Source organism: Clostridium sp. NSJ-49, assembly GCF_014287725.1.
Taxonomy (GTDB): domain Bacteria; phylum Bacillota; class Clostridia; order Clostridiales; family Clostridiaceae; genus Clostridium; species Clostridium disporicum_B.
The window spans coordinates 88055-113268 of the sequence record NZ_JACOOP010000004.1 but is presented as its reverse complement, the minus strand read 5'-3'; the positions used below and the strand labels follow the sequence as shown (position 1 = coordinate 113268).

Here is a 25214-nt window from a genome sequence, read left to right as displayed (position 1 = left end):
ACACTGCTTACATTGATACTTTTGTTTAGCCTGCTTATTCATACCAAACTTGTATAGTTTATCAGAATTACAGCGTGGGCATTTTATATTAGTTTTGCTCATTGTTCTTCTCTCCTTTTCGAAGGGGGGTATTATTTAGTATCGCAAACCTATTGTATTTCCTTGGGCTGAGAAGAGCAATGTTCATATAACTTAACAGATCGAAATTTAAAATATGGGGGTAATTATGACTAAAGAGTTTTTAAAATATGCTATTCCATCAGCATTAGCAATGTTTACTTCGGCTTTATATACTGTAATTGATGGAATATTTGTAGGACAAGGTGTTGGTTCTTTAGCTTTAGCAGCAGTTAATATAGTATTACCTTTTACTGTAATGTTATTTGGTATTGCTAATATGTTTGCTATTGGAGGAGGGTCTTTAGTATCTAAAAATATTGGAGCTAAAAAGATAGATAAAGCTGTTAATATTTTTAGACAAGTATTTAAGTTCTTATTTATAATAAGTATTGGAATAAGTTTATTTTGTATTATTTTTACTAATCAAATAGTAACAGTTTTAGGTGCAACAGAAAACTTAAAACCTATGGCTGTAGAATATTTAAGATTTTATGCACTTTTCTGTATTCCAAACTTAGTGGGAATAGTTTTAAATAGCTTTGTAAGAAATGATGGAAGACCAAAGCTTGCTATGATTTCTACTATTAGTGGTGCGATTACAAATGTTATATTAGATTATGTGTTCATTTTTCCACTAGGAATGGGAATAAAAGGAGCAGCAATAGCTACAGGTCTAGGACAAATCGTAACTGTTGCGATTTTATTACCTCATTTCTTAATGAAAAAAGGATATTTATCTTTTGGAAATGTTAAAATAGAAAAAGAGAAAATAAAAGAATTTTGTACAATAGGATTTCCATCATTTTTTGCACAAGCTAGTTACTCAGTAATAGTTTTATTACACAATATAGCTATTGTTAAGCTTGTTGGAGAGATTGGTATATCTGCTTATAGTATAATGAATTATCTAACAACTAATGTGTATATGGTGCTTTATGGAATAACTCTAGGAGTACAACCACTTATAAGCTATAATTATGGTAGAAAAAATTCGGAAAAAATGTTAGGATTTTATAAGATAACATGTAAATCAATTATTTTAGTAACTACAGTATTTACTGTTATAATATATTTATTTGGACTTAACTTAATTAATATTTTTACTAATGATAATAGTCTGGCAAATATAGCATTTAATGCAATAAAGATAAATATATTTAGTTACTTTGCAGTAGGATTAAATTTAAATACTTTAGTTTACTATCAAGCTATAGAAAAACCAAAGTATTCAAATGTAGTATGTATATTGAGATCAGTAGCTTATTTACCGATAAGTATATTTGTATTATCAAAGTTATTCGGTATAAATGGAATTTGGGCAGCAGCTATAGTAGCTGAAACTGCTACATATATAACAATGAGATTAAAAACAAATATAGAGGAATCTACAGCTGAAATGTTAGCTGCATAGAGATATATAATATTAAAAAGAATTTTAATGACAAATAGCAAATAAGTTGAAAACTAAATTTGCTATTTGTCATTTCTCATAAAATAAAGATTTGTAGGGAGGTAAATTTATGGAATCAAAATTTTCCATAGGAGAAATAGCAAAAATTCATAATGTTTCAGTTCAAACATTAAGACATTATGATAAGATTGGATTATTAACACCTTCTTATATAAATAAAGAAACTGGTTATAGATATTATTCATCAAAAGATTTTGTAATAATTGATCTTATAAAGCAATGTAAATCTATGGGATTATCTTTAGATGAAATAAAAGATATAATTCATAACTACACATCATTAGATTCTATATTGGATATAATGAAAAAACAAAAAGATATAATAGATAAAAAAATAAACGAATTAAATACCATAAAAAATAATATATCTTTTTTAGAAAAAAGAATTAATGAATCATTAGAGGAAGGCATAAACGTAATATTTATAAAGGAATATCCTAAAAGGGAATTTATAAAGTATAATAACACAAATAGATTTACTGTAGAATTTGAAATAAACCTAAGTAAAGCATTAGCAGATGCAGAAAGAAAATATAATAATTTCAATAAAGAATTAGCTTTTGTAACATCATTTAATGATTTTAGAAGAGATGATAAAACTATATATAAAGCAATGATGTTAAGCTTTACTGATATGATAAGTATAAATGAGAAAGAGAAGTTTATAATTCCAAAAGGAAAATATTTAACTATAAATTTTGATGATGATTATAAGGATACTAAAAAGTATTATACGAAAATTATGAATTATATACGAGAAAATAATATTAAAGTAAAAGGTGATTTCTATGAAATATATGCTATGACTAGAGTAGGTAATGATGGAAGAGAGAAGTCTTTAGGAAAGCTTCAAATAGAAGTTCTTTAATTAATGACTGAAATAAATTGTCCACGAAGCTCACAGGTGAAAGATCGACTTTGTCGAAGTGAAATGGCTATAGCATAGCAGTGAAAAGCTAACTTAAGTTAAAGTGAAAGGTACTATTGAGAAGACTTTTTATTATTACTAAAGGTAATATTTCCCTTGCTATGTTAGTGACCCTTTCTCTTTTGACGAAGTCAAACTTTTCACTAAAGTGTTCGGCACTTTATTTAAGTAGTTCTATAACTTGTCCTAAATCATCTGCCTTTTTATAAATCATCCCTAATAGTTCTTCATCTGGTGTTAATAAGTCTGGTACCATAATTGGATACATTCCAGCATTTTTAGCAGCATACACACCAAATCTTGAATCTTCAAGAACTATACAGTTTTCAGGAAAAACATTAAGCTTTTCCGCTACTTTTAAGAATATTTCAGGATCTGGCTTTGATTTAGTTACTTCATCACCACAAATTATATAATCAAACTCATTAACTACTCCACCAAGAGTTAATAGTTTTAATGCCCTAGCTCTTGATGTAGAAGTCGCAACAGCTCTTTTGATATTATTTTCTTTTAGATAAGCAAGTAATTCTTTTAATCCTTTTTTTACTCTTAAACCATTCATATCAATAAGTTTATCAGCCATAATATTTCTTTCAGAAATAAGCTCTTTATAAGGACTTTTTTCACCGAATTTGTTAATTAGAAGATTAGTGATATATTTACTGTTTGTACCTAAAAATTCTGAAAAAAGTTCATCATCTACAGGCATATTTACTTTTTCACCAGCAATTTTCCAAGCTTCTCTAGAAACAGTTTCGGTATCAAACATTAATCCATCCATATCAAATATAACTAGTTCTATATTCATCATTTTGTGTCCATCCCTTCTAAGCGTAATCATAGTATTATATTATCTTATTAGTTTTAAAAATTAAAGAATATATTACGCATTTTCTAAATTTGAAAATTTGAAATTGACTTTAATTGAAATATTTTTTATTGACTAAATATTATTTATGATAGATAATATTTGTAAGATTAACTGAAAATGCAAATTTTAATATGTGAAAAGATTATGATGAGGAAGAGTATTTAAAGATATTATTTATAGAGAGCTAAGGGATGGTGAGACTTAGTAATAATACTTTTTAGAAGCAGCCTTTGAATTGCTTGCTGAGAACTAAGAGTTATCTTAATGTAGGTAAAGCCGGATATCCTAACGTTATAAGGAATGGAATGCTGATGTATTCCTACTGAGTGAGTAAATTTTTTTACTTATTAGGGTGGTACCGCGAAATTTTTAGCTTCGTCCCTTTCTAGGGATGAGGCTTTTTTTATTTATAATGAAAAATTAACAATTAATAATTTATGAAGAATTCTTGCTTGTATTTTAAAAATAATTAAAGAAAAGTTATAGAATTTTCATATTTAATTATTAAATTAAAACTATTAATTATTAATTAATATGGGGAGGAATAGTTTATATGGAAGAAATTTTAGAAATTTTAGAACAAAACAGTAGATATACTGATGAAGAGATAGCTGTAATGGCAGGAAAAACTGTTGAAGAAGTAAGAGAAGTAATAAGAGATTATGAAGAAAAGAGCATAATTGCAGGATATACAACATTAATTAATTGGGAGAATACAGGTAAGGAAACTGTAACAGCATTAATTGAAGTTAAGATTACACCACAAAGAGGAGTAGGCTTTGATAAGGTTGCAGAAAGAATATATAAATTCCCTCAAGTTAAGGCATGTTATTTAATGTCTTCAGGTGGATTTGACTTAACTGTAATAATAGAAGGAAAGACAATGAAGGAAGTTGCTATGTTTGTATCAGATAAACTTGCAGTACAAGAGTTTGTTAATGGAACAGCAACACACTTTGTTTTAAAGAAATATAAAGATCATGGAACTATATTTAAAGAAAAGAAAGTTGATACAAGGGAGGCTATATTTATATGATATTAGAAAATATGATTAGAGATGATGTTAAAAATATGCCTCCATCAGGAATTAGAAAATATTTTGACTTAATAAATGAGATGGAAGATGTAATATCTTTAGGGGTAGGAGAGCCAGACTTTGTTACCCCTTGGAATGTTAGAGAGGCTGGTATATATTCTTTAGAGATGGGAGAAACTCATTATTCAGCAAATGCTGGATTTATAGAATTAAGAGAAGAAATAGCTAAGTATTTAGATAGAAAATACGACTTAAAATATAATCCTAAAGATGAAATATTAGTAACAGTTGGTGGAAGTGAAGGTATAGATCTTGCACTAAGAGCTTTAGTAGGTCCTGGAGATGAAGTAATTATTCCAGAGCCAAGTTTCGTAGCTTATAAAGGATGTACAGCCTTTACAGGAGCTACAGCAAAGATTATTGATTTAAAAGCTGAAGATGATTTTAAACTTACTCCAAAACAATTAGAGGATGCAATAACAGATAAGACCAAAGTTGTTATAATTCCATTTCCTAATAATCCTACAGGAGCAATTATGACTAAAGAGGAGTTAGCAGGAATAGTTGAAGTTTTAAAAAATAAAAATGTAATAATACTTTCTGATGAGATATATTCAGAATTATCATATGACAAGCCACATGTATCTATTGCGAGCTTCCCAGAGGTTAAGGAAAAAACTATAGTCATAAATGGATTTTCTAAAGCTTATGCAATGACTGGATGGAGATTGGGATATGCTTGCGCTCATCCTATTATATTAGATGCTATGAAGAAGATACATCAATATGGAATAATGTGTTCACCGACAACTGCACAGTTTGCAGCAATAGAAGCATTAAAAAATGGTGATGATGATGTAAGACATATGGCAAAAGAATATAACAGAAGAAGAAGAGTTATGGTTAATGGCTTTAGAAAGATGGGATTAGATTGCTTCGAACCAATGGGAGCACTTTATGTATTTCCATGTATTAAATCTACCGGAATGACTTCAGATGAGTTCTGCGAGATGTTACTTATGGAAGAAAAGGTACTAGCTGTGCCAGGAAATGCCTTTGGGGAATGTGGAGAAGGATTTATAAGATGTTGTTATGCATCTTCTATGGAAAATATAGTAGAAGCTCTAAAGAGAATTGATAGATTCATAAATAAATTTAAATAAATCAATTACTAAGGTGATTAAATGGGATTAATAGAACGACATAAGAATGTTGTAAAATATTTGAGAGATACAAATGAATGGGTTAAAGGTAGTGACCTTGCTAAATTATTAGATGTAACAGATAGAACAATAAGAAATGATATTATTTCTATAAATAGGTTTTATGAAAAAGATATTATTATATCAGTTAAAGGAAAAGGATATAGATATAATGATTTTGGTAAAGAGAGTAATACAGATTATATTACTGATATTGGAGTATTAACTACAATAGAAAGATGGGTTTATATTGTAAAAAAATTAATAGTTTTTAAAGATGGTATAAACTTATTTGATTTAGCTGAAGAGTTATTTATATCGGAGTCTACTTTACAAAATGATATTATAAAAATAAAAAGAGTTTTTTTTAGAATTGGAATAGACTATATTTCTATAGTAAAAAATGGGGATTTATTAAATTTAAATTGTGAATTATCAGAAAGATATATGCTTTTGTATGAGTTTGCAAAATATAAATTTGTAAATTTACAGATAAATGATATGCAAAAATATTTTAAAGATATAGATTTAAAGTACTTATATAATTCTATAGCGTATATACTGAAAGATGGAAAATATAATTCTAGGTATTTAATGCTTACTAAAGTAACTATATTTATAGCTTTAGTTGTTGAATGTAGAGAGGATATAATTTCTAATTTTGATAGTAAAAATATTGAAGAGAAAAATATAAATATTTCTAGGAAGATATCAGAATTTATAGAAGAGGAATTTTTGATAAAGGTAAATGAAGAATGTATGTTAAATATAGCATATTATTTGAATATGCTTCACACAATGCATGTTATTGAAGATTATATAAGAAATGATATGAGTGATGAGGAGTATAATTTATATAGAGATAAAATTTTAAAAATTGCCAAAAAGTTCAATATTAACTTAGTTAAAGATAGTGAGTTTTTTAATGATATGATACTTCATATTATTATTGCAATTAAAAGAATAAAGTTGGGAATTAAGATATATAACCCTCTTAGAGAAAATTTAAAAAATAAATATCCTTTGTTATTTGAATTTGCTAATAAATTAGTAGCAGATATAAGTAGAAATGAATCTATTAAATTTGATTTTAATGAATTGTCATATATTGTAGCATATTTATCAACTATAGTGTATGAAGAGCTAGAAAGCTTAAGGTGTATACGAGATATAAATGTATTATTAGTTGTTTCAGATGGAAGAGCCAACCTAAATTACATCTATAATGAGATAAAGAAAAATATAGCATATGATGGTGTTAAGTTTAAAAAAGTATGTTATTTAACAGAAATAGATAGGACAGATATAAAAGGCAAATTTGATCTTATAATTACTACATCTAAAGAAGATGTTAAATTTACTATTGATGATTATATGGAAATAAGAAAGACATTCGATATAGTTGAAAGAAATAGAGTAATAGGCGAAATAGATAAGATAAGATAAGATCACGAGTAATTGAAGAGAAGATTGAAAGCTTATTTGATTACTATTTTAGTGACGAGATATTTCTTAGTATTGAACAAGAAACTTCTCAAGAGAAAATAATTAAAGAGATAGCAAATATATTTAATGTTGATATTTCTAAAAGAATACCTATGATAATATCTTTAAAAAATGGAATAGGTTTATTTTATAAGCTAGATGATAATGTAGAAAGTGATAAAATGGCTATAATAAAGCTTAAAAACTCTATAACATGGGTTGATGATAAAGTAAAGATTATAGTTGCTATTCTTGATAAGTCACATAATATAAATGAAATAAATGTAATTATTACATATATATTAGAATTAGCTGAGAAAGCTGATTTCAATGAGAAACTTAGGAACTGTAAAAATATGTGTGATTTAAAAAGGTTGCTAATTGAATTATATTTAAAAGATGTTCTGAATTAAATCAGAGCATCTTTTTATTTATATAATTTAACGTATATAAAATTTTTCCTAAGTGCTATAGGAAAAATAAAGTTACAATTTACAATTGTAAATGTTTAAAATTAAGATGTGCTCAGAAATTAATTAGGGGGAGGAATAATAATGAATAAATTTGTAGATTTTATGGATAGGAAGGTTATGCCTACAGCAAACAAGATAGGTCAAAATATTTATATTAGAGCAATATCAGCAGGGATGATAAGTTTAGTAGGCATAATCATAGTAGCATCATTAGCATCATTAGTACAAAACTTACAAATCGAAGCATATCAAAATTTTATTAACAATACTCAAGTTGGACAAGTTATATGGAATATTTGTCAAAATATTTGGTGGGGATGTCTTGCTATGTATGGGTTACTTGTATGTGGGACAATTGGACAATCACTATGGGGATTATTTGGACATAGAGGTTTAGAAGGTATTGGAGTATCTTTAGCATCATACATAATTCTTATTCCATGGATGACAAATGTACCTGCTGGAGAAAATACTATACCAGCATTTGGATTTATTAAGTATACAAACTTTAGTGCTGATTCTTTATTCTCATGCATTATAGTAGCAATTGCATCAGTATCAATATTGCATGGGTTTAGTAAGTTAAAGGCTTTAAAAGTTAAAATGCCGGATGTTGTACCACCAGCAGTAAGTGACTCTTTCTCAAAATTATTCCCTGTTATTTTAACAGTTATAATTTTTTCTTCATTAGCGTATATAATAAGCAATGTATTTGGAGGACAATCATTTAATGAGTTAATAAATAAGTTTATCTCTGCTCCATTACAAGGGTTAACAGGAAATTTAGCAACAGCTGTATTAGTACCATTTATTATAGCGTTCCTTTGGTTCTTTGGAATACATGGAAATAATATAGTTGGACCTATTATAGGAGCTGTATTAGTTCAACCAGGTATGCAAAATATTGAGTTATATGCTCAAGGAGTAACAGATTGGTCACAATATAATGTACTAACAAATCAGTTCTTATATTCATTCGTTTATATGGGTGGATCAGCTTGTACGATAGCACTTTTAATTGCAATGTTTATAACTAATAGAAGAAGACATAAGGTATTATTATCTTTAGCCGGACCTACTGGAATATTTAATATAAATGAACCTTTAATATTTGGATTTCCAATAGTATTAAATCCAATGTTATTTATACCATTTGTATTTGGACCAGCAATAATAAGTTGTATTTCATATTTAGCAATAGATTTTGGATTAGTTCACCCAGTTGTAGCAAATGTACCATGGACAACTCCACCTATAATAAATGGATTCTTAGCAACAGGAATGCATTGGACAGGTGCAGCATTATCAATAGTAAATATTATAATAGTTGTCTTAATGTATATTCCATTCCTTAAGTTAATAGAAAGACAAGAAGAAAAGGAATTGTTAGCAGCTCAAAAAGCAGGAGTAAATTAAGTTTTAAAATAAATATGTAGTACAAAAATTAAGAAGTGGGAATTTCCTACTTCTTAATAACTTTAAGGAGGAAAATAAATGTTAGGAATTAGTATTTATCCATTAGTTAGTTCAGTAGAAGACAATATGAAATATATAGAAAAAGCTGTAGCGTTGGGATATAAGAGATTATTTACTTCAATGTTAGAATTAGATGATAATAAGGAAAAGGCTTTAAAGCAAGTAAATAATTATAAGTTATTACTTAATAGAGCAAAAGAACTTGGAATGAAAGTTTTTATAGATGTAAATCCAGAAGTTTTAAAGAAAATAGAAGTTAATCCTATGAATTATGACTTCTTTGTAGAGTTAGGTGCTACCGGTTTAAGACTAGATTCTGTATTTAATGGATTTTATGAGAGCTTCATGACATTTAATAAGCGAGGATTAGAAGTTGAAGTTAATGGATCTTTCGATACAGGCTATATAAATAGCATAGTTGATTTAAAATGTAGAAAAGATAAATTAGTTACGTGCCACAATTTTTATCCAGAGGAGTTTACAGGATTATCTAAGGAGTGCTTTATATCAAATCATAAAAGACATAAAGATTTAGGTTTGAATACTGCGGCTTTTGTAACTTCAATTGAAGGTGGGAAGTTAGGTCCATGGCCAATAAATGATGGATTATGCACAATAGAGTCACATAGATACTTACCGATAGAAGTACAAGCACAAGAACTTTATGCTTTAGGTGTAGATGATGTAATAATAGGAAATGCTTTTGCCAGTGATGAAGAATTAGAGAGACTAGCAAACCTAGACAGAGATGTAATTACATTAAGAGTTAATTTTAATGACGAATTAGATGAAATAGAAAAGAGTTTTATAGGAAAAATACTTCAAAATAGATGGGATTATAGTGATTACGTTATAAGAAACTTTAATAGTAGAAAAGAGTTGAAAGATAAAGCTATAGAAAGTAAAACTAGTGAAAAGTTTAAAGTTAATAACGGAGCTATTTTACTTAATAATGATAATTATAAATTATATAAAGGTGAATTACTAATAGCTTTAAAAGAGTTAGAAGTAGACAATAGAAGAAATTATATTGGAACAGTAGCTGATGAGTATAAAGTTTTATTACAATATATAGTTGGTGGAAATAGATTTAAGTTAGAAATTAATTAATAGCTTAGGAGGAAAGTTTTTATGTGTGCAGGGAATGTATTTAAAGAGGGGTTTCTTTGGGGGGGAGCACTTTCTGCCAATCAATGTGAGGGAGCTTATTTAGAGGATGGAAAAGGTTTATCAGTAGCTGATGTTTTGCCAGGGGGGATGATTAGTGAAGTAATAAATCCTCCTAATGGAAAGTTTCCATCTCATGAAGCTATAGATTTTTATCATAGATATAAAGAGGATATAAAGTTATTTGCCGAAATGGGATTTAAGTGTTTAAGAATGTCCATAGCTTGGACTAGAATATTCCCAAATGGTGATGATGAATCTCCAAATGAAGAGGGACTAAGATTCTATGATGATGTATTTAATGAACTATTAAAATATAATATAGAACCTGTAGTAACTTTATCTCACTATGAGATGCCTTTGAATCTAGTTGATAAATATGGTGGATGGAAAAATAGAAAGCTAATAGGGTTTTTTGAAAAGTATGCAAAAGTGGTTTTTGAAAGGTATAAGGATAAGGTTAAATATTGGTTGACATTTAATGAAATGAACACTATCCTTCATATGACATTTATTGGTGGAGGAATAGCATTTGAAGATGGAGATAATAGGAGAGAAATAATATATCAATCAATACACAATCAATTTGTAGCAAATGCTAAGGTGACTAAACTTTGTCATGAAATAAATAAAGATTCGCAAATTGGATGTATGATTAATTATGGATGCATATATCCTATGGCTTGTAGACCTCTAGATTCAATGGAAGCATTAGAGATGGATAGAAAAACTTTATTCTTTACAGACGTGCTAGTAAGAGGATATTATCCTTCTTATATAAAGAGATTCTTTAGAGAAAATAATATTAATATAAAATTAGAAGAAGATGACTTACCTTTAATAAAAGAAAACACTGTAGATTATATAGGTATAAGTTATTATATGAGTAGAGTGGCTAGTTCTAATAAAGAAGATAAAGAAATGGCTAATGGGAATATATTTAAAATGTTAAAGAATCCATATTTAGAAGCCTCTGAGTGGGGATGGCAAATAGATCCTGTGGGATTAAGATATTCTCTTAACACTTTATATGATCGTTATCAAAAACCAATATTTATAGTGGAAAATGGGCTAGGGGCTATAGATACTATAGATGAAAATGGAGAAATAAATGATGATTATAGAATAGGATACTTAAGGGAACATATAAACGCTCTTAAGGAAGCTATATCAGATGGAGTTGATGTAATTGGATATACTTCTTGGGGACCTATAGATATAGTAAGTGCATCAACAGGAGAGTTAAAAAAGAGATATGGATTTATATATGTAGATAAAGATGATTATGGAAATGGAACGTTAGAGAGAAGGAAGAAAAAAAGCTTCTATTGGTACAAGAAAGTATTATAATCAAATGGAGAGCTATTAATATAAATTAAAATGTATGAGTTATAAAACGATTCTTATCAAACATATATTGGAAATAATAGGATAGTAGATAGAGTTGTTATTATACAAATTTATCTACGGTCCATTTATCTACTATTCCATGATGGTTAATTGTATAATTAGATTTTATTTAAAGATGTTTTGAAGTGGTTCAAAGCATCTTTTTATTTTATTTTAAATCATAATCACCCGATTACGGGTGAATGATTTAAAATAACAAGAGGAGTTACTCTTTTAAACTTTCTCTATATTTAATAGGAGTTTGGTTGGTCAATTTTTTAAAAACTGTACTATAGTAGCTTTGATTATTAAATCCCACAGATAAAGCTATATCGAGCAAAGAATAATCCGTGTTAGCAAGGAGTTCTTTGCTTTTTTCTACTTTATAATTATTTAAATAATTTATAAATGTTTGACCAGTTTCATTTTTAAAGACACAGCAGAAATAGCATTTATTTATATTAAGTTCTGAGCAAAGGTCATCTATAGAAATTTCTTTACTATAATTTTTTTCTATATATTCAATAGCTCTTTTTACAAAGGGAGAAAGAGTTCCGTTTGGAGTCGTAGTTTTATATTTATTTACTATTAGATTTGAATATAGGTTTATAACATCATCTAATAGAGATTTATTTATAGTTAATATACTAGAATCACAAGTGTTAACTTTAGTATTTTTATTATCTTGGATAATATAAGGACCTATCAAGATATATGCAGGCATATTGTCATAATGATAAAAAGCAATAGCTGAATATGAAATATTATTAGGTATATTTATAGCAATTGGATTCGAATATGAAAGACTATTTTTTAAAATATCAATTGCTTTGGATGTATAAAAGCTATTTTTTAATTCAGCATTATATTTATGTGAATGAACAATTTTAAAGCTGTTATTTAAAACTAAAGTTGGTAGTGATAAGCAAGTAAAAAAATCATTTAATACATTATAAGTATTCATAATTAGACCGCCTTTTTAGTTGAGATATACTATTATTTAAAATTTATAACACTAACAAAATATATTTAAAAAAAATATAAATATCGTTAAAACATATTAAAAAATATATGTTATTATAATTGCAGAGAGTGAGAATCAATATCAATTATTATGAAATATAAATTAAAGAATGTCAAATAAATATGTTTTTATAGGGGGAAGTAATTATGTTAAAGAAAAAGATAGAAAAAATTATTGCTACTTTTGTTTTAGGAGCTATGGTTTTAAGTGCTAGTGGACAAACTATAACAGCTAGTGCATCAACTTTAAATAATGTAGATACTGTGACTAAGGCGTCAACTACTGCACCAGAAGTTTTAGGGGATGGAACTTATGTAATAGAAAATGGTGCATATAAAGTAGGAACTACTGATAATAGCGGAATTAGAGATTATATAGATACAACATCTATTGTAACAGTAGAAGGTGGAAAGATAACTTTAACTCTTAAATATACTGATTTAGAATTAGAAACTGATACAGTAAGAACAATTAATTCTATTACTATAGATGGAGAAGAAGTAGAATTTAATGCAAATGAAGAAGAAATAAGTTTTGAAATTGAATCAAAAGATGTATTAACATCAAGAATTACTGTTAACCTAACTTATTACAATGAATTTATCCCTGAATTTATTGCACCAGGTGGAATGCATACAGTAGATATGGAGATATTACACATTGGAGAATTATCAAAGGTTGAAGATGATAAAGAAGAAGTTAATACTTTAGAAAATGGAACTTATAAAATAGAAAATGATGCGTTTAAAGTAGGAAGTACTGAAGATAGCGGAATTAGAGATTATATAGATACAACATCTATTGTGACAGTAGAAGATGGAAAGATAACTGTAACTCTTAAATATACTAATTTAGAATTAGAAACTGATACAGTAAGAACAATAAATTCTATTACTATAGATGGAGAAGAAGTAGAATTTATAGCAAATGAGGAAGAAATAAGTTTTGAAATCGAATCAACAGATGTATTAAATTCAAGAATTAAAGTTAACCTAACTTATTATAATGAATTTATCCCTGAATTTATCGCTCCAGGTGGAATGCACACAGTAGATATGGAGATATTACATAAGGGAGAATTAGTAAAGGTAGAAGATGATACAGTAGAAACTCCAGAGACTCCAGAGACTCCGGAGACTCCAGAAACACCTGACAATGATAATTCTGGAAACGGAGACATTGATGGAAGTACAGGAGCAACTCAAAAGCCTTCAGAAGGTACAGGTTCAGGATCTACTGAAGAAAATCAAACAGATAAAACTTATACAGGTAAAAATGAAATAGTTTCTGATAGCGAAGCTGGTAAGGCAATGGCTAGACAAGCATTATCAGAAGATATGAAGATAGAAAAGATAGGTGAAAAATACCGTGTAACTATAAACTTTACTGAATTTGGTGCAGCGCAAATGAGCGATGTTATAGTTTATGTAAATGGTAAAGAAGTTGAAACTAAAGAGGTAAGAACAACTCTAGCTGGATTAAGCTTTGAATTAGATAGCTTAGATGATTCAATAGAAATATCTACTAAAATTAATGCTATGGGTGGAAGAAGAATTTCATTTGGTCTTAAAGTATTACAAGATACTTTAGTTGAAGTTGAGAATGATGATGAAGGAACAACAGGTGGAACTACACAAGGTGGTACAACTAATGGTACTACTGGAGGAACGACTGGTGGTACAACTGGAGGAACTACACAAGGTGGACAAACTTCAGGAACAACAGAAGAAACTGAAAAAGAAGAAGAACCACAAATAATAGTTAGAAAGTTGTATTCTATTCAAAATAACGTTACTCATGAAAGTGAAACAGGAGTAGCTATGGCAAGAATGTACTTAAGTTCTACTTCAAGAGTTGAAGAAGTTGAAGGACAATACTATGTTACTCTAACATTTACAGGGGCAGAATTCATGCAAAATCATGAAATCTATGTAAATGGAAGCAAGGTAAGCGTAAGCAAGAGTACAAGTGGTGATGAAACTTATGTTAGATTTGCAGTTGGAAGCTTAAATGATTCTATAAAGGTAAAAATGTATGTTGTACCAATGCAAAGAGATGTTGAATTTGGTGTTGAATTATTAACTGATACATTAACTTTCATTAAGGAATACACAATAGAAACATTACCAAATACAGGAGCTGCAACAAGTTCAGCAGTAGTAGCAGGATTAGGGTTACTAATGACATCTGCAGGTGCAGTTTTAACTAAAAAGAAAAAATAAAATAATGTACGGGGTAAATAAAATAGGAATACTATTTATTTACCTCATATTTGCTATAAAGGAGAAATAGAGATGAAAATATTAAATAAATTTAAGTGTATATTAACAGCTGTAATGATTTTAGGGTTATTTTTCACTATGGGAACTAAGAGTGCATATGCAGTAGATGCTGACATAGCAAGTGGTATTTATGAAGTTGAAAATGAGGTTTATCACGAATCAGAAACAGGGATGGCAATGTCAAGAAGTTACTTACTACCTACTATGGAAGTAGAAGTGACTAAGGATGGAATAGTTTATACTATAGGTTTCTCAGGAAGTGACTATATGGAAAACTACAGAATGTTAGTTAATGGTGAAGATACTGCAATTGAAATAGTAGATGAGGTAACTGAAGAAGGTATAGTTAAACTTAAAGTTGAAGTAGATAAAGTAGATGCAGATATGGATGCTTTAATTTATGTAGCACCAATGGGAAGAGATGTACAGTTTAAGGTAATTCCTAAGATGGAAACTTTAACTTTAATTGAAGCTATAGAAGAAGCAGAAGAGATTATAGAAGAAGTAGTTGCAGAAGATTTAATAGAAGAAGTTGTTACAGAAGTAGATGCAACATCAGGAGCTTCAGAAAATTATAAAACTATGGCTGTAGCTGGTGGAGTAGCAGTTGTAGTTATAGCAGGTATAGTTGCAGTTTTAGTAATTAAGGCTAAGAAAAAGAAATAGTAGTTAGGAAGGTTATTTATTATGAAATATAAAAGAATTATGTCAATAATAGCAGCTGGAATTATGTCTTTAGGTTTAATTAGCTGTGGTTCTAAAGCTGCTGAAGAAAATGTTGTAGTTGAAGCTAATGGTGGAGAAGTAGCTGTGGAAGCTGATAGCGAAGAAGTAGTTATAGCAACATCTGTTGCAGTTACAGAAATTTTAGATGCTTTAGGGGTAAAGGTTTCTGGAATTCCTCAAACATCATATGAGCTTCCTGAAAGCACAAAAGGTGCAGTAGAGGTTGGAAGCCCTATGAGCCCAGATTTAGAAATTATTAAATCTTTAAATCCTACAGTTGTAGTTTCAGTTGATACTTTAGGGTCAGATTATATGGAACTTTTTACTCAAAATAACATACCAAGTGAATTCGTATCTTTAGAAAGTTTAAATGGATTAAAAGAAGCAATAAATACTTTAGGAAAAAGATTTGATAAAGAAGCAGAAGCTGAAAGTTTATTAGCAAACTTAGAAGCTAAGGAAAAAGAAGTTGCTGAAAAATCAGCAGAATTAGAAAGTCCTGAAATATTAGTTTTATTTGCAGCACCAGGATCAACTATGATTGCAACATCAAAATCTTATGTTGGTAGCTTAGTTGAAATGGTTGGAGGTAAAAATATAATAGCTGATAACAGTACGTCATTTACTACTTATAATAAAGAAGATTTATCAATGCTTAATCCAGATAAGATTTTAGTAATGGTACATGCCCTTCCAGAAGAAACACAAGCTGCATTAGAAAAAGAAATGGCAACTGATGCTGCATGGCAAAACATTGAAGCTGTAAGAAATGGTGATGTTGTATACTTAGACACTTCATATTTTGGAATGAGTGCAAATCTTAAAGTTATAGAAGGATTAGATATTTTAAGTGATATAGTCCACGGTAATGGAGAGTAATTATGAAAACTTTAGATAAAAAATTTAGAGGATTATTTATAGCTGTTGCTCTTATAATATTAGTAGCAGGTATATTAATCTCATTAAAATTAGGAAGTATAAATATTACATTTGGTGAGCTTATAAAAGGATTATTCACAGGGCAAACAGATGGTAATATAGGAATAATAAAAGATTTAAGAATGCCTAGAGTTATAATAGCTGTTCTTGTTGGAGCTAACTTAGCTATTTCAGGTGTACTATTACAGTCAGTAATAAGAAACCCATTAGCAGACCCATATATAACAGGTATATCTACAGGTGCATGCTTAGTAACTGTATTTTTAATGGTATTCATGCCTGGAGTTACTAATTCAAGACCTATATTTGGTTTTTTAGGAGGATTAGTATCATGTGGTTTAGTTTATTTTATGGCATATAAAAAAGGACTTTCTCCTATAAGAATAGTTTTAGCAGGAGCAGCTTGCAATGCATTATTAGGTGGTTTCTCATCTATGATTACAGTAAGTGCAGGATTAGGTTCAAGCAATATTCAAAAATGGATGATGGGAAGTCTTGCTACTGTAAATTGGAGTAATGTATATGTATTAGCTATATATTCAGTAGTAGGAATTGCTGCAGCATTTATGTTAAGTAAAATATGTAATGTATTAGCTTTAGGAAGCAAGAATGCTAAGAGTTTAGGATTTAATGCAGATGTATATATGATTGTAGTTACTGCAGTAGCTGTATTTTTAGCAGGTATATCAACTGCTATAGCTGGGGTAATATCTTTCGTAGGATTAGTAGTTCCACATATATGCAGAATGATAATAGGTTCTGACCATAAATATCTTATTCCTTGCAGTGGGATTATCGGTGCATTATTAGTATTATTTGCGGATACAGTTGGAAGAATGGCCATGAGACCTAATGAAATCCCAGTTGGTGTAGTAACATGTATTTTTGGAGCACCATTCTTCTTATATCTTTTAAGAAGGAGTGACTTAAAGTAATGATAAAAGTAAAAAATCTAGAGTTCTCTTATGAAAAAGATAAAAAACTTATAGAAAACTTAAATGTTGAAATTGAAAAAGGTAAGATAACTACTATATTAGGACCTAATGGAAGCGGTAAATCTACATTATTAAGTATTTTTACAGGACTTAATAAACCTACATCTGGAGATGTTATAATAAATGGAAAGTCTATAAAAAAACTTAAATATAAAAATATCGCAAGGGAAATTGCAACAGTACATCAGCAAAATACAGTACCAGGAGATATTACTGTAAAAGAATTAGTATCTTATGGGAGAATACCTCATAAAAAGTATTTCCAAGGAAATAATGAAAGTGATGAAGATATAGTAGAATGGGCACTTGAAAAAACTGGGCTTACTAATTTAAAAGATAAGACAGTTATGAGTATGTCAGGTGGAGAGAGACAAAGAGCCTTCATAGCTATGGCTTTAGCTCAAAAGAGTAAAATATTATTTTTAGATGAACCAACTACATATTTAGATATTTATCATCAGATAGAAATATTAGAACTTGTAGAAGAGTTAAATAGAGAAGAAGAATTAACAGTAGTTATGGTTCTTCATGATATTAATCAGGCTCTTAAGTATAGTCATAATATTATAATAATGAAAAATGGTAAGATAATAAATGAAGGTAATGCTAAGAAGGTTATAACTATGGATATGCTAAATAAGGTATATAATATAGGTGGATTTATAAATGAGACTAATGATGAAACTTTCTTTGTGCCATTAAAGCTAGAAGCCTAATAATTAAATATAAATATAATAAAAAACGGTTAATTCTAAATTAGCCGTTTTTTTAATCTTAAGAATTTCTTTAGAAATGTATTAGCTTCTTCTTAACTTTTAAAAGATATCATTGAAGTATAGTAAAGAAAGGGGGATGGAGAAAATATGGATGGGAACAGTATTATGAATAATATAACTCAATATGGAACTATAGTTATATTTTTGATAATATTCTTAGAAAATTTAAATATGCCAGGGTTTCCAGCAGGTGTAATAATGCCGATAGTAGGTCTTTGGGCATCTAAGCATAATGAAAATATTATTTTTATAGTGATACTATCAGTAATAGCATCATTATTAGCAAGCTGGATATTATATTTTATAGGTTTTTATGGAGGAAATTATATACTAGATAAGTATACAAAGAGGTTTCCAAAGCAAAGTGAATATATAGATGAAAAACTAGAATACTTAAGAAGAAAAGGGAATGTTGGAGTGATGATAAGCAGAATGATTCCAATGGCAAGAACTATAATACCTGTACCAGCAGGGGTACTGAAACTTAATTTTCTTAAATATACTGCATATTCTGCTATAGGAATTTTAATATGGGATTCAACTCTTATATGTTCTGGATATATATTAGGGGATGGGGTTATAAAGATATTATCTTAAATAGAAATATCATTAAATAATCAGTCTATATAAAAGGTAGTTTAGAACAAGAGAAAATAAGAAAATGAATTATGGAAAATAATACTTTCCATGTTAGTATATAATAAAAGAATTTAGTGAGTAAGAATAGGAAAAATAGTTACTTATATTCATAAACGTAGTTTGTTTTTGCTAAGGTTAAGATTTCATGACTCACTTATAGAAAGAGGTATTAAGATGGATTTATATAGTGTTTTAGTAGTTGAAGATGAAAATGATATAGCAGTAGCGATAGAGGCTTATTTAACAAATCAAGGATATAAAGTTTTTATAGCTAATAACGGAATAGAGGGATTAGAAGTTCTAGAGAAAGAAACTATACATCTCGCTATAGTAGATGTAATGATGCCAAGGATGGATGGGATAACTTTTGTTATGAAGCTTAGAGAGAAATATGATTTTCCTGTAATAATGTTATCAGCGAAATCAGAAGAGGTAGATAAGATAATGGGATTAAATATAGGTGCTGATGATTATGTAACAAAGCCATTTAGACCATTAGAACTTTTAGCTAGAGTTAATTCACAACTTAGAAGATATTCTAAATTTCTAAATATGGTAAGCAATAAAGAGATAAATGAAAATATATATTCAGTCGGAGGTCTTGAATTAAATATTGAGACTAAAGAGGTAACAGTAGATGAAAAAGCTGTGAAACTCACTCCAATTGAATTTAAAATATTAGCTTTGCTTATGAAAAATCCAGGAAGAGTGTTTTCAGCAGAGGAAATATATGAAAGAGTTTGGAATGAGCAGGCTATAAATACTGATACAATAATGGTTCATGTAAGAAAAATAAGAGAAAAGATTGAAGTTAATCCGAAAAATCCAAAATATTTGAAGGTGGTGTGGGGAGTTGGATACAAAATTGAAAAACAATAATACTAGCAAAGGGATAATTGCTACTATAGTAGCTATATTAATTATATCAATGGCAGCAATAGCGATGTGTAAATCATACCCTATAATAGATAGGAATGCACAAAATATAAGAGATAATTATTTTGATGATTATAGATTTGCAGACATTATAGCAGAAACAAGCTATGTAAATTATTTTAATTCATTATCAGAAAAAGCAGGTGGGAATCTTAATCCAGCAGAGAGTTTGTTGGATTTTGGTAACAATATATACAGTAATGATGAAGAGTATTATGAAGATTCGTATGCTAATGGATTTAATTCAAGGTTTAGCAGGTGGAGTAGGAATATAAATGAAATCTATAGAAATTTACTATATTATTCATACGATAAAGAAAATGATATAAAGAAAACTAATATAGGTGAAGGCATAACTATCAAAGAGAAGAATATGGATATATCTTCATTAGATAAGGAGCAATTTCAGTTTTTTGTACTTTTGAATTTTGATGAAAATGGAGTTCTGACTGTATCAGATATTAAAGGTGCAGATAAGCAAAATTTTGAATATATCTTAAAAGAAAATTTAAGTGACTTAGATGGATATTATGATATTACAATGAAGCCTATTAAAAACATGTCTTTTGTGTATGCAGTGCCTAAGTCATTAATTTATGATGATTCGATATCTTGGGGAATAAAAGATTCAAATATGATAGGATATGAAATGGCTGGTACTACAGCAGTAATGATAATTTCGGCAGTTATATTGCTAGCTGCATTAATATTCCCAATTAAAAAGGCTAAAAAAATGGCCCTATTCAATGGATTATCAAAAATACCGTTTGAAATATGGATAGTAATATGTACATTTGCAGCAATGCTTATGGCTGTATCTCCTAGATATATTGTAAAACCAACTTTAGAAGGAAATTTAGAGTATTTATTTGGATTCTTTGTAAATGGAATTACATTATCTAATAATACAATATGGTTCCTTAACTTTGTAAATTGGTTTATATGTTTTGGCGTTGTATTTTTTGCTATATTAGTTATAAAGTATATTTTTAATATTGGAATAAAGGAATACTCTAAGAGAAGAACTATAGTTGGTAGAGTTATTACATTAATCGTTAGATATATCAGAAAAACTTTAGATGCTGTAACTAGTATAGATTTAAGTGATAATAATAGTAAACTTATAATTAAAGTTGTTTTAATAAATGCTGCAATATTAATAGGTATAACATCAATATGGTTATTTGGAATACCTGTAGTGATACTTTACTCGGTAACATTGTTCTTTGTAATAAGAAAATATGTTGATAAAATAAGTGAGAAGTATAAGATACTAAAGAAAGCTACAAATAAAATTGCTGAAGGAAAACTGGATGTAACTATTGAAGAGGATTTAGGATTATTTGAGCCTTTTAAAGAAGATTTAGAAAAGATTCAATCAGGATTTAAAAAGGCTGTAGATGAAGAAGTTAAGAGTCAGAAGATGAAGACTGACCTTATATCTAATGTATCTCATGATTTAAAAACTCCTTTAACAGCTATAATAACTTATACCGATCTTTTAAAGGATGAAAATCTAGAAGAAGAAAAACGTAGACAATATTTAGATACCTTAGATAAAAAAGCTCAAAGACTTCAAGCTCTTATAGAAGATTTATTTGAAATGAGTAAGGCAAGCAGTGGAAATATAACTTTAAATATAGAAAATGTTGATGTAGTATCACTGATGAAGCAGACTATACTTGAATTAGATGATAAGCTTCTTGAAGCAGGATTAACAGTCAGAAATAACTTTCCAGAAGGAAAAGTAATCTTACCTCTTGATAGTCAGCGTACATTTAGAGTATTTGAAAATTTAGTAATAAATATGACTAAGTATGCTATGAGAGGAACAAGAGTATATATTGATATATTTGAAAATGATACTTATGTAGAAATTGTTCTTAAAAATATGGCAGCGGAGGAAATTAACTTTAATGTAGAAACTATAGCAGAAAGATTTGTTCGTGGAGATGAATCTAGAAATACTGAAGGATCAGGATTAGGTCTTGCTATAGCAAAGAGCTTTGTAGAGCTTCAAGGTGGAAGCTTTAACATAAGTGTAGACGGCGACTTATTTAAGGTTAGTATAAAATTTAATAAGATATCTTAATAATAAAAATGCGTGTATCATAAAATTATAGATACGCGCATTTTTTATTAATACAATATAGAAATACATTCAAGTTTTTTATGAATATTACTTAAAATGAAATGATATCGTTATTATAGGTAAATATGACTTTAAATCGAATTAATTAGCAAATTTGCAAGTTTGAAAAATAATACTTGCAATTATATAATTTAAAATAGTGTATATTTTTAGGAGGGATAGAATTGGAATTGCTTGTAACTATTTTAGAAGAAAATGAAAATATTGAGGATATAATGTTAGAGTTCAATAAACTTGGAATTAAAGGCTCTACGATAATTGATTCTCAAGGAATGGCAAATATTTTAAGTGAATGTGAAGAGTTTAGTCTATTTAGTTCATTAAAGTTGTTAATGAATGATGGACGAGCTCAAAAGAAAACAATTTTAACTGTTTTGAAGAGTAATATGGTAGATAGTGCAATATCAGCAATTAAGAAATTTGTAGATATTGATTCGCCAGGAAGTGGAATAATATTTACAGTTCCTGTAGGAAGAGTTGAGGGTATACCTTTATAATTGCAGTAATTGAGTGAGAGGATTATGTAATAATAAAGGAGGAAAACAGAATGAGTTGGTTTTATTACCTAGCAATAATATTAATTTTTGGATTACTAATGGGAAAGGTAGTTTCTTATTTAAAATTACCTAGAGTTACAGGATACTTAATAGCTGGGGTATTAATAGGACCTTTTGTTTTAAAGCTAGTACCACATGAGGCTATAGAAAGTTTAACTATAATTTCTGAAGCTGCATTAGGGTTTATAGCTTATAACATTGGTAGTTCATTAAATTATAATAAATTGAAAAATATAGGTAAAGGCGTAATAATAATTGCTTTATTTGAAGCGTTAATGGCAACTTTTGTAGTAACGCTTGCAATGAAGTTTATATTTGGACAAACATGGGAATTTAGTTTAGCAATTGGAGCAATAGCATCAGCTACTGCACCGGCAGCAACTATTATGGTTTTAAAGCAATACAAGGCAAAGGGGCCATTAGTAGATACATTAATTCCTGTAGTTGCTATAGATGACGCTATTGCAGTTATAGCATTTGGTATTTCAATAGCTATTGCACAAATTATTTCTAAAGGATCAGATGGTGTTTCAATAATGGCATTTTTAAATCCATTTATAGAAATATTCTTCTCTATAGTATTAGGATGTGCAGTTGGATTTGCATTAACTTATTTTAATAAACTTTCTAAGCAAAAAGAAAATGCTATGAATCTTGTAATTGCAGCTATATTTTTAGTTATAGGATTAGCAGATTTATTAGATCTTTCAAATTTATTAGCATGTATGGCACTAGGTGCTACTGTAAGTAATTTAGTGTTAAGTAAATCAAAGTTATTATCATCAATTGATAATATTACGTCGCCAATATTTATAATGTTCTTTACCATATCAGGATTAGAGCTTGACTTATCAGTATTACTTACTGTTGGGTTAATTGGTATAGGATATGTTGTATTTAGAGTAATAGGTAAAGTTTTAGGTGCTTATATAGGAGCACAACTTGCTAATAGTCAACCTGTAGTTAAGAAGTATTTAGGATTAACGCTTGTACCTCAAGCAGGGGTTGCAATAGGACTTACAATGATAGTCCAAGAAGCATTGCCAAGTTGTGGAGCATCAATAAGAGCTATAATACTAGCAGGTACGGTTATATATGAGCTTATAGGACCATTGTGCACAAAGATAGCAATCTTCAAAGCAGGAGAAGCTACTGTTGATGCACATCACAAAATAGAGATAAGTCATTAAAAGGTGCGAAAGCACCTTTTTTTAGTTAAGAATACTCTTTCTTTTTAGAGAAATAACGATATAATATATCGTATAGATTATAAGAAATTTAGAAGTGATAAGGTGTGTTAATATGAACGATTTAAGAAAAGCTATTTGTGATATGGTATCTGAAAATATCGTTAAAGTAGTAATAAGTAACAAGATGAAAAGTGATGTTCAATATAATAAAATAGTATTTTTATTAAAGGAGAAAAAAGGAAGAGAGTATTATCAAATAGAAAGATATACTGATAAACAAGTATTCCATGAAAATATAGATAAAGAAAAATTGGAAGAAAGTCTTTTTGAAAATATAGAATCTAGATATAAGCAGGTAAATGCTTGGAGTGAAAATTCTACTTTTGATATGAAAATTTCTAAAAAGGGAAAAGTATTTTTAGGTAAGAAAAGTGCTGATAATAAAAAAGTTGCTAATAAATCTCATAATAAAGAAAAAAATTATATTTTAAAAGAAGGTATGTTAATTCAGCCACTTATAGATTTAGGAGTATTTACTAAAGAAGGTAAGGTTGTAAATTCGAAATATGATAAGTATAAACAAATAAATAGATTTGTAGAAATCATAGATGATGAAATTAAAAAGATTGATCAAAAGGAACTTACTATTTTAGATTTTGGTTGTGGTAAATCTTATTTAACATTTGTTTTATATTATTACTTTGTTGAAATTAAAAAGATTAATGTTAAGATGATAGGATTAGATCTTAAAGAAGATGTAATAAAAAAATGTAATGATATTGCTAAAAGATATAATTATGAAAATCTTCACTTCGAAATTGGGGATATAAATGGATTTAAATATAATAATAAAGTTGATATGGTAATAACTTTACATGCTTGTGATACAGCTACAGATTATGCTTTATATAATGCTATTAAATGGAATGCTAAGATGATATTTTCGGTTCCATGTTGTCAGCATGAGTTTAATGCTCAAATGAAAACAGAGGAATTATCTATTTTAACTAGATATGGAATAGTTCAAGAAAGAATAGCTGCACTTATGACAGATTCAGTTAGAGCCAATATTTTAGAAGCTTTAGGTTATAAAACTCAATTATTAGAATTTATAGATATTGCTCATTCTCCAAAGAATATTTTAATAAGAGCTTCTAAGGGGAATATATCTATGGAGAAGAAAGAGAAAGTATTAGTTGAAGTTGAGAATCTTATGAAACAATTTAATTTGAGTCCAACTTTATATAATTTATTAAAAAATGATAATCTTATATAAAGTTAAAAAGTTTTGAGGGGTTACGTAAAGTAACTCCTTTAAAATTTATTAGGTTATGGTTAACATAATAATAAGATGTTAAAATAAAGTTAGTTATACACAAA

At 28.5% G+C, this 25214-nt stretch carries 23 protein-coding genes and 1 other annotated feature; of the genes, 20 read left to right on the top strand and 3 right to left on the bottom strand.

The window, feature by feature from the left end; genetic code table 11:
• A partial coding sequence (locus tag H8S10_RS02455) for an IS1 family transposase (protein ID WP_347707662.1) occupies positions 1–102 on the bottom strand: 102 nt, incomplete at its 3' end.
• Between the two features lie 124 nt (positions 103–226).
• On the opposite strand from H8S10_RS02455, the gene H8S10_RS02450 reads away from it, so the two are divergent.
• A complete protein-coding gene (locus tag H8S10_RS02450; protein ID WP_186837836.1) occupies positions 227–1531 on the top strand; it encodes an MATE family efflux transporter in 1305 nt (434 codons plus the stop codon).
• A gap of 109 nt (positions 1532–1640) precedes the next feature.
• Positions 1641–2459 (top strand): MerR family transcriptional regulator, encoded by an 819-nt coding sequence (locus tag H8S10_RS02445; RefSeq protein ID WP_186837835.1) that lies wholly within the window; start codon positions 1641–1643, stop codon positions 2457–2459.
• A 220-nt stretch (positions 2460–2679) separates the two neighbouring features.
• On the opposite strand, the gene H8S10_RS02440 is transcribed toward H8S10_RS02445, so the two are convergent.
• Positions 2680–3330, bottom strand: coding sequence for an HAD family phosphatase (locus H8S10_RS02440; protein ID WP_186837834.1), 651 nt, complete (start codon positions 3328–3330; stop codon positions 2680–2682).
• Between the two features lie 195 nt (positions 3331–3525).
• Positions 3526–3776: a binding site (T-box leader), on the top strand.
• Positions 3777–3943: 167 nt separating this feature from the next.
• On the opposite strand from H8S10_RS02440, the gene H8S10_RS02435 reads away from it, so the two are divergent.
• The 7 genes from H8S10_RS02435 (at position 3944) to H8S10_RS02405 (ending at position 11579) form a co-directional block, all read left to right on the top strand.
• Positions 3944–4426: an Lrp/AsnC family transcriptional regulator gene (locus tag H8S10_RS02435; protein WP_186837833.1), complete on the top strand. Its 483-nt coding sequence runs from the start codon at positions 3944–3946 to the stop codon at positions 4424–4426.
• Positions 4423–5589: an aminotransferase class I/II-fold pyridoxal phosphate-dependent enzyme gene (locus H8S10_RS02430; RefSeq protein WP_186837832.1), complete on the top strand. Its 1167-nt coding sequence runs from the start codon at positions 4423–4425 to the stop codon at positions 5587–5589. The genes H8S10_RS02435 and H8S10_RS02430 overlap by 4 nt, the downstream gene beginning before the upstream one ends.
• A 21-nt stretch (positions 5590–5610) precedes the next feature.
• Positions 5611–7074 carry a PRD domain-containing protein gene (locus H8S10_RS02425; RefSeq protein WP_186837831.1) on the top strand — a complete coding sequence of 488 codons (1464 nt, stop codon included), beginning with the start codon at positions 5611–5613 and terminating at the stop codon, positions 7072–7074.
• Positions 7075–7226: 152 nt separating this feature from the next.
• Positions 7227–7526 carry a PTS sugar transporter subunit IIA gene (locus tag H8S10_RS02420; RefSeq protein WP_186837830.1) on the top strand — a complete coding sequence of 100 codons (300 nt, stop codon included), beginning with the start codon at positions 7227–7229 and terminating at the stop codon, positions 7524–7526.
• 141 nt (positions 7527–7667) lie between these two features.
• Positions 7668–9002 carry a PTS transporter subunit EIIC gene (locus H8S10_RS02415; RefSeq protein WP_186837829.1) on the top strand — a complete coding sequence of 445 codons (1335 nt, stop codon included), beginning with the start codon at positions 7668–7670 and terminating at the stop codon, positions 9000–9002.
• Positions 9003–9080: 78 nt separating this feature from the next.
• Positions 9081–10172, top strand: coding sequence for a MupG family TIM beta-alpha barrel fold protein (locus tag H8S10_RS02410; RefSeq protein WP_186837828.1), 1092 nt, complete (start codon positions 9081–9083; stop codon positions 10170–10172).
• 21 nt (positions 10173–10193) lie between these two features.
• Entirely contained in the window at positions 10194–11579 is a 1386-nt protein-coding gene (locus tag H8S10_RS02405; protein WP_186837827.1) for a 6-phospho-beta-glucosidase, read from the top strand.
• A 265-nt stretch (positions 11580–11844) separates the two neighbouring features.
• Here H8S10_RS02405 and H8S10_RS02400 read toward each other — a convergent pair whose 3' ends face one another.
• Entirely contained in the window at positions 11845–12582 is a 738-nt protein-coding gene (locus H8S10_RS02400) for an AraC family transcriptional regulator (protein ID WP_084758946.1), read from the bottom strand.
• A gap of 206 nt (positions 12583–12788) precedes the next feature.
• On the opposite strand from H8S10_RS02400, the gene H8S10_RS02395 reads away from it, so the two are divergent.
• The 11 genes from H8S10_RS02395 to H8S10_RS02345 all read left to right on the top strand — a co-directional run bounded on the left by H8S10_RS02395 (position 12789) and on the right by H8S10_RS02345 (position 25110).
• The gene (locus H8S10_RS02395) at positions 12789–14864 is read left to right on the top strand and encodes an NEAT domain-containing protein (protein WP_186837826.1); all 2076 of its coding nucleotides are present in this window, start codon (positions 12789–12791) and stop codon (positions 14862–14864) included.
• 72 nt (positions 14865–14936) lie between these two features.
• The gene (locus H8S10_RS02390; RefSeq protein WP_186837825.1) at positions 14937–15590 is read left to right on the top strand and encodes an NEAT domain-containing protein; all 654 of its coding nucleotides are present in this window, start codon (positions 14937–14939) and stop codon (positions 15588–15590) included.
• A 21-nt stretch (positions 15591–15611) separates the two neighbouring features.
• The gene (gene isdE / locus H8S10_RS02385) at positions 15612–16529 is read left to right on the top strand and encodes a heme ABC transporter substrate-binding protein IsdE (RefSeq protein ID WP_186837824.1); all 918 of its coding nucleotides are present in this window, start codon (positions 15612–15614) and stop codon (positions 16527–16529) included.
• A gap of 2 nt (positions 16530–16531) precedes the next feature.
• Entirely contained in the window at positions 16532–17524 is a 993-nt protein-coding gene (locus H8S10_RS02380) for an iron ABC transporter permease (RefSeq protein WP_186837823.1), read from the top strand.
• Positions 17524–18300 carry an ABC transporter ATP-binding protein gene (locus tag H8S10_RS02375; protein WP_186837822.1) on the top strand — a complete coding sequence of 259 codons (777 nt, stop codon included), beginning with the start codon at positions 17524–17526 and terminating at the stop codon, positions 18298–18300. The genes H8S10_RS02380 and H8S10_RS02375 overlap by 1 nt, the downstream gene beginning before the upstream one ends.
• 147 nt (positions 18301–18447) lie before the next feature.
• Positions 18448–18957, top strand: coding sequence for a DedA family protein (locus H8S10_RS02370; protein ID WP_055264170.1), 510 nt, complete (start codon positions 18448–18450; stop codon positions 18955–18957).
• Positions 18958–19173: 216 nt separating this feature from the next.
• Positions 19174–19878: a response regulator transcription factor gene (locus tag H8S10_RS02365; RefSeq protein ID WP_186837821.1), complete on the top strand. Its 705-nt coding sequence runs from the start codon at positions 19174–19176 to the stop codon at positions 19876–19878.
• Entirely contained in the window at positions 19853–22027 is a 2175-nt protein-coding gene (locus H8S10_RS02360) for a HAMP domain-containing sensor histidine kinase (protein ID WP_186837820.1), read from the top strand. Before H8S10_RS02365 ends, H8S10_RS02360 begins: the two co-directional genes overlap by 26 nt.
• 224 nt (positions 22028–22251) lie before the next feature.
• The gene (locus H8S10_RS02355; protein WP_055264176.1) at positions 22252–22584 is read left to right on the top strand and encodes a P-II family nitrogen regulator; all 333 of its coding nucleotides are present in this window, start codon (positions 22252–22254) and stop codon (positions 22582–22584) included.
• A 50-nt stretch (positions 22585–22634) separates the two neighbouring features.
• Positions 22635–23834, top strand: a complete 1200-nt coding sequence (locus H8S10_RS02350; protein WP_055264178.1) for a cation:proton antiporter — start codon at positions 22635–22637, stop codon at positions 23832–23834.
• Positions 23835–23946: 112 nt separating this feature from the next.
• Positions 23947–25110: an SAM-dependent methyltransferase gene (locus tag H8S10_RS02345; protein ID WP_186837819.1), complete on the top strand. Its 1164-nt coding sequence runs from the start codon at positions 23947–23949 to the stop codon at positions 25108–25110.
• Positions 25111–25214 lie beyond the last annotated feature (104 nt).

Coding starts and splice junctions, on each gene's coding strand:
- H8S10_RS02375 (WP_186837822.1), top strand. CDS start 17,524: ATGATAAAAGTAAAAAATCTAGAGTTCTCTTATGAAAAAGATAAAAAA.
- H8S10_RS02415 (WP_186837829.1), top strand. CDS start 7,668: ATGAATAAATTTGTAGATTTTATGGATAGGAAGGTTATGCCTACAGCA.
- H8S10_RS02450 (WP_186837836.1), top strand. CDS start 227: ATGACTAAAGAGTTTTTAAAATATGCTATTCCATCAGCATTAGCAATG.
- H8S10_RS02435 (WP_186837833.1), top strand. CDS start 3,944: ATGGAAGAAATTTTAGAAATTTTAGAACAAAACAGTAGATATACTGAT.
- H8S10_RS02345 (WP_186837819.1), top strand. CDS start 23,947: ATGAACGATTTAAGAAAAGCTATTTGTGATATGGTATCTGAAAATATC.
- H8S10_RS02405 (WP_186837827.1), top strand. CDS start 10,194: ATGTGTGCAGGGAATGTATTTAAAGAGGGGTTTCTTTGGGGGGGAGCA.
- isdE (WP_186837824.1), top strand. CDS start 15,612: ATGAAATATAAAAGAATTATGTCAATAATAGCAGCTGGAATTATGTCT.
- H8S10_RS02395 (WP_186837826.1), top strand. CDS start 12,789: ATGTTAAAGAAAAAGATAGAAAAAATTATTGCTACTTTTGTTTTAGGA.
- H8S10_RS02445 (WP_186837835.1), top strand. CDS start 1,641: ATGGAATCAAAATTTTCCATAGGAGAAATAGCAAAAATTCATAATGTT.
- H8S10_RS02390 (WP_186837825.1), top strand. CDS start 14,937: ATGAAAATATTAAATAAATTTAAGTGTATATTAACAGCTGTAATGATT.
- H8S10_RS02430 (WP_186837832.1), top strand. CDS start 4,423: ATGATATTAGAAAATATGATTAGAGATGATGTTAAAAATATGCCTCCA.
- H8S10_RS02365 (WP_186837821.1), top strand. CDS start 19,174: ATGGATTTATATAGTGTTTTAGTAGTTGAAGATGAAAATGATATAGCA.
- H8S10_RS02420 (WP_186837830.1), top strand. CDS start 7,227: ATGATAATATCTTTAAAAAATGGAATAGGTTTATTTTATAAGCTAGAT.
- H8S10_RS02350 (WP_055264178.1), top strand. CDS start 22,635: ATGAGTTGGTTTTATTACCTAGCAATAATATTAATTTTTGGATTACTA.
- H8S10_RS02370 (WP_055264170.1), top strand. CDS start 18,448: ATGGATGGGAACAGTATTATGAATAATATAACTCAATATGGAACTATA.
- H8S10_RS02400 (WP_084758946.1), bottom strand. CDS start 12,582: ATGAATACTTATAATGTATTAAATGATTTTTTTACTTGCTTATCACTA.
- H8S10_RS02440 (WP_186837834.1), bottom strand. CDS start 3,330: ATGATGAATATAGAACTAGTTATATTTGATATGGATGGATTAATGTTT.
- H8S10_RS02380 (WP_186837823.1), top strand. CDS start 16,532: ATGAAAACTTTAGATAAAAAATTTAGAGGATTATTTATAGCTGTTGCT.
- H8S10_RS02410 (WP_186837828.1), top strand. CDS start 9,081: ATGTTAGGAATTAGTATTTATCCATTAGTTAGTTCAGTAGAAGACAAT.
- H8S10_RS02425 (WP_186837831.1), top strand. CDS start 5,611: ATGGGATTAATAGAACGACATAAGAATGTTGTAAAATATTTGAGAGAT.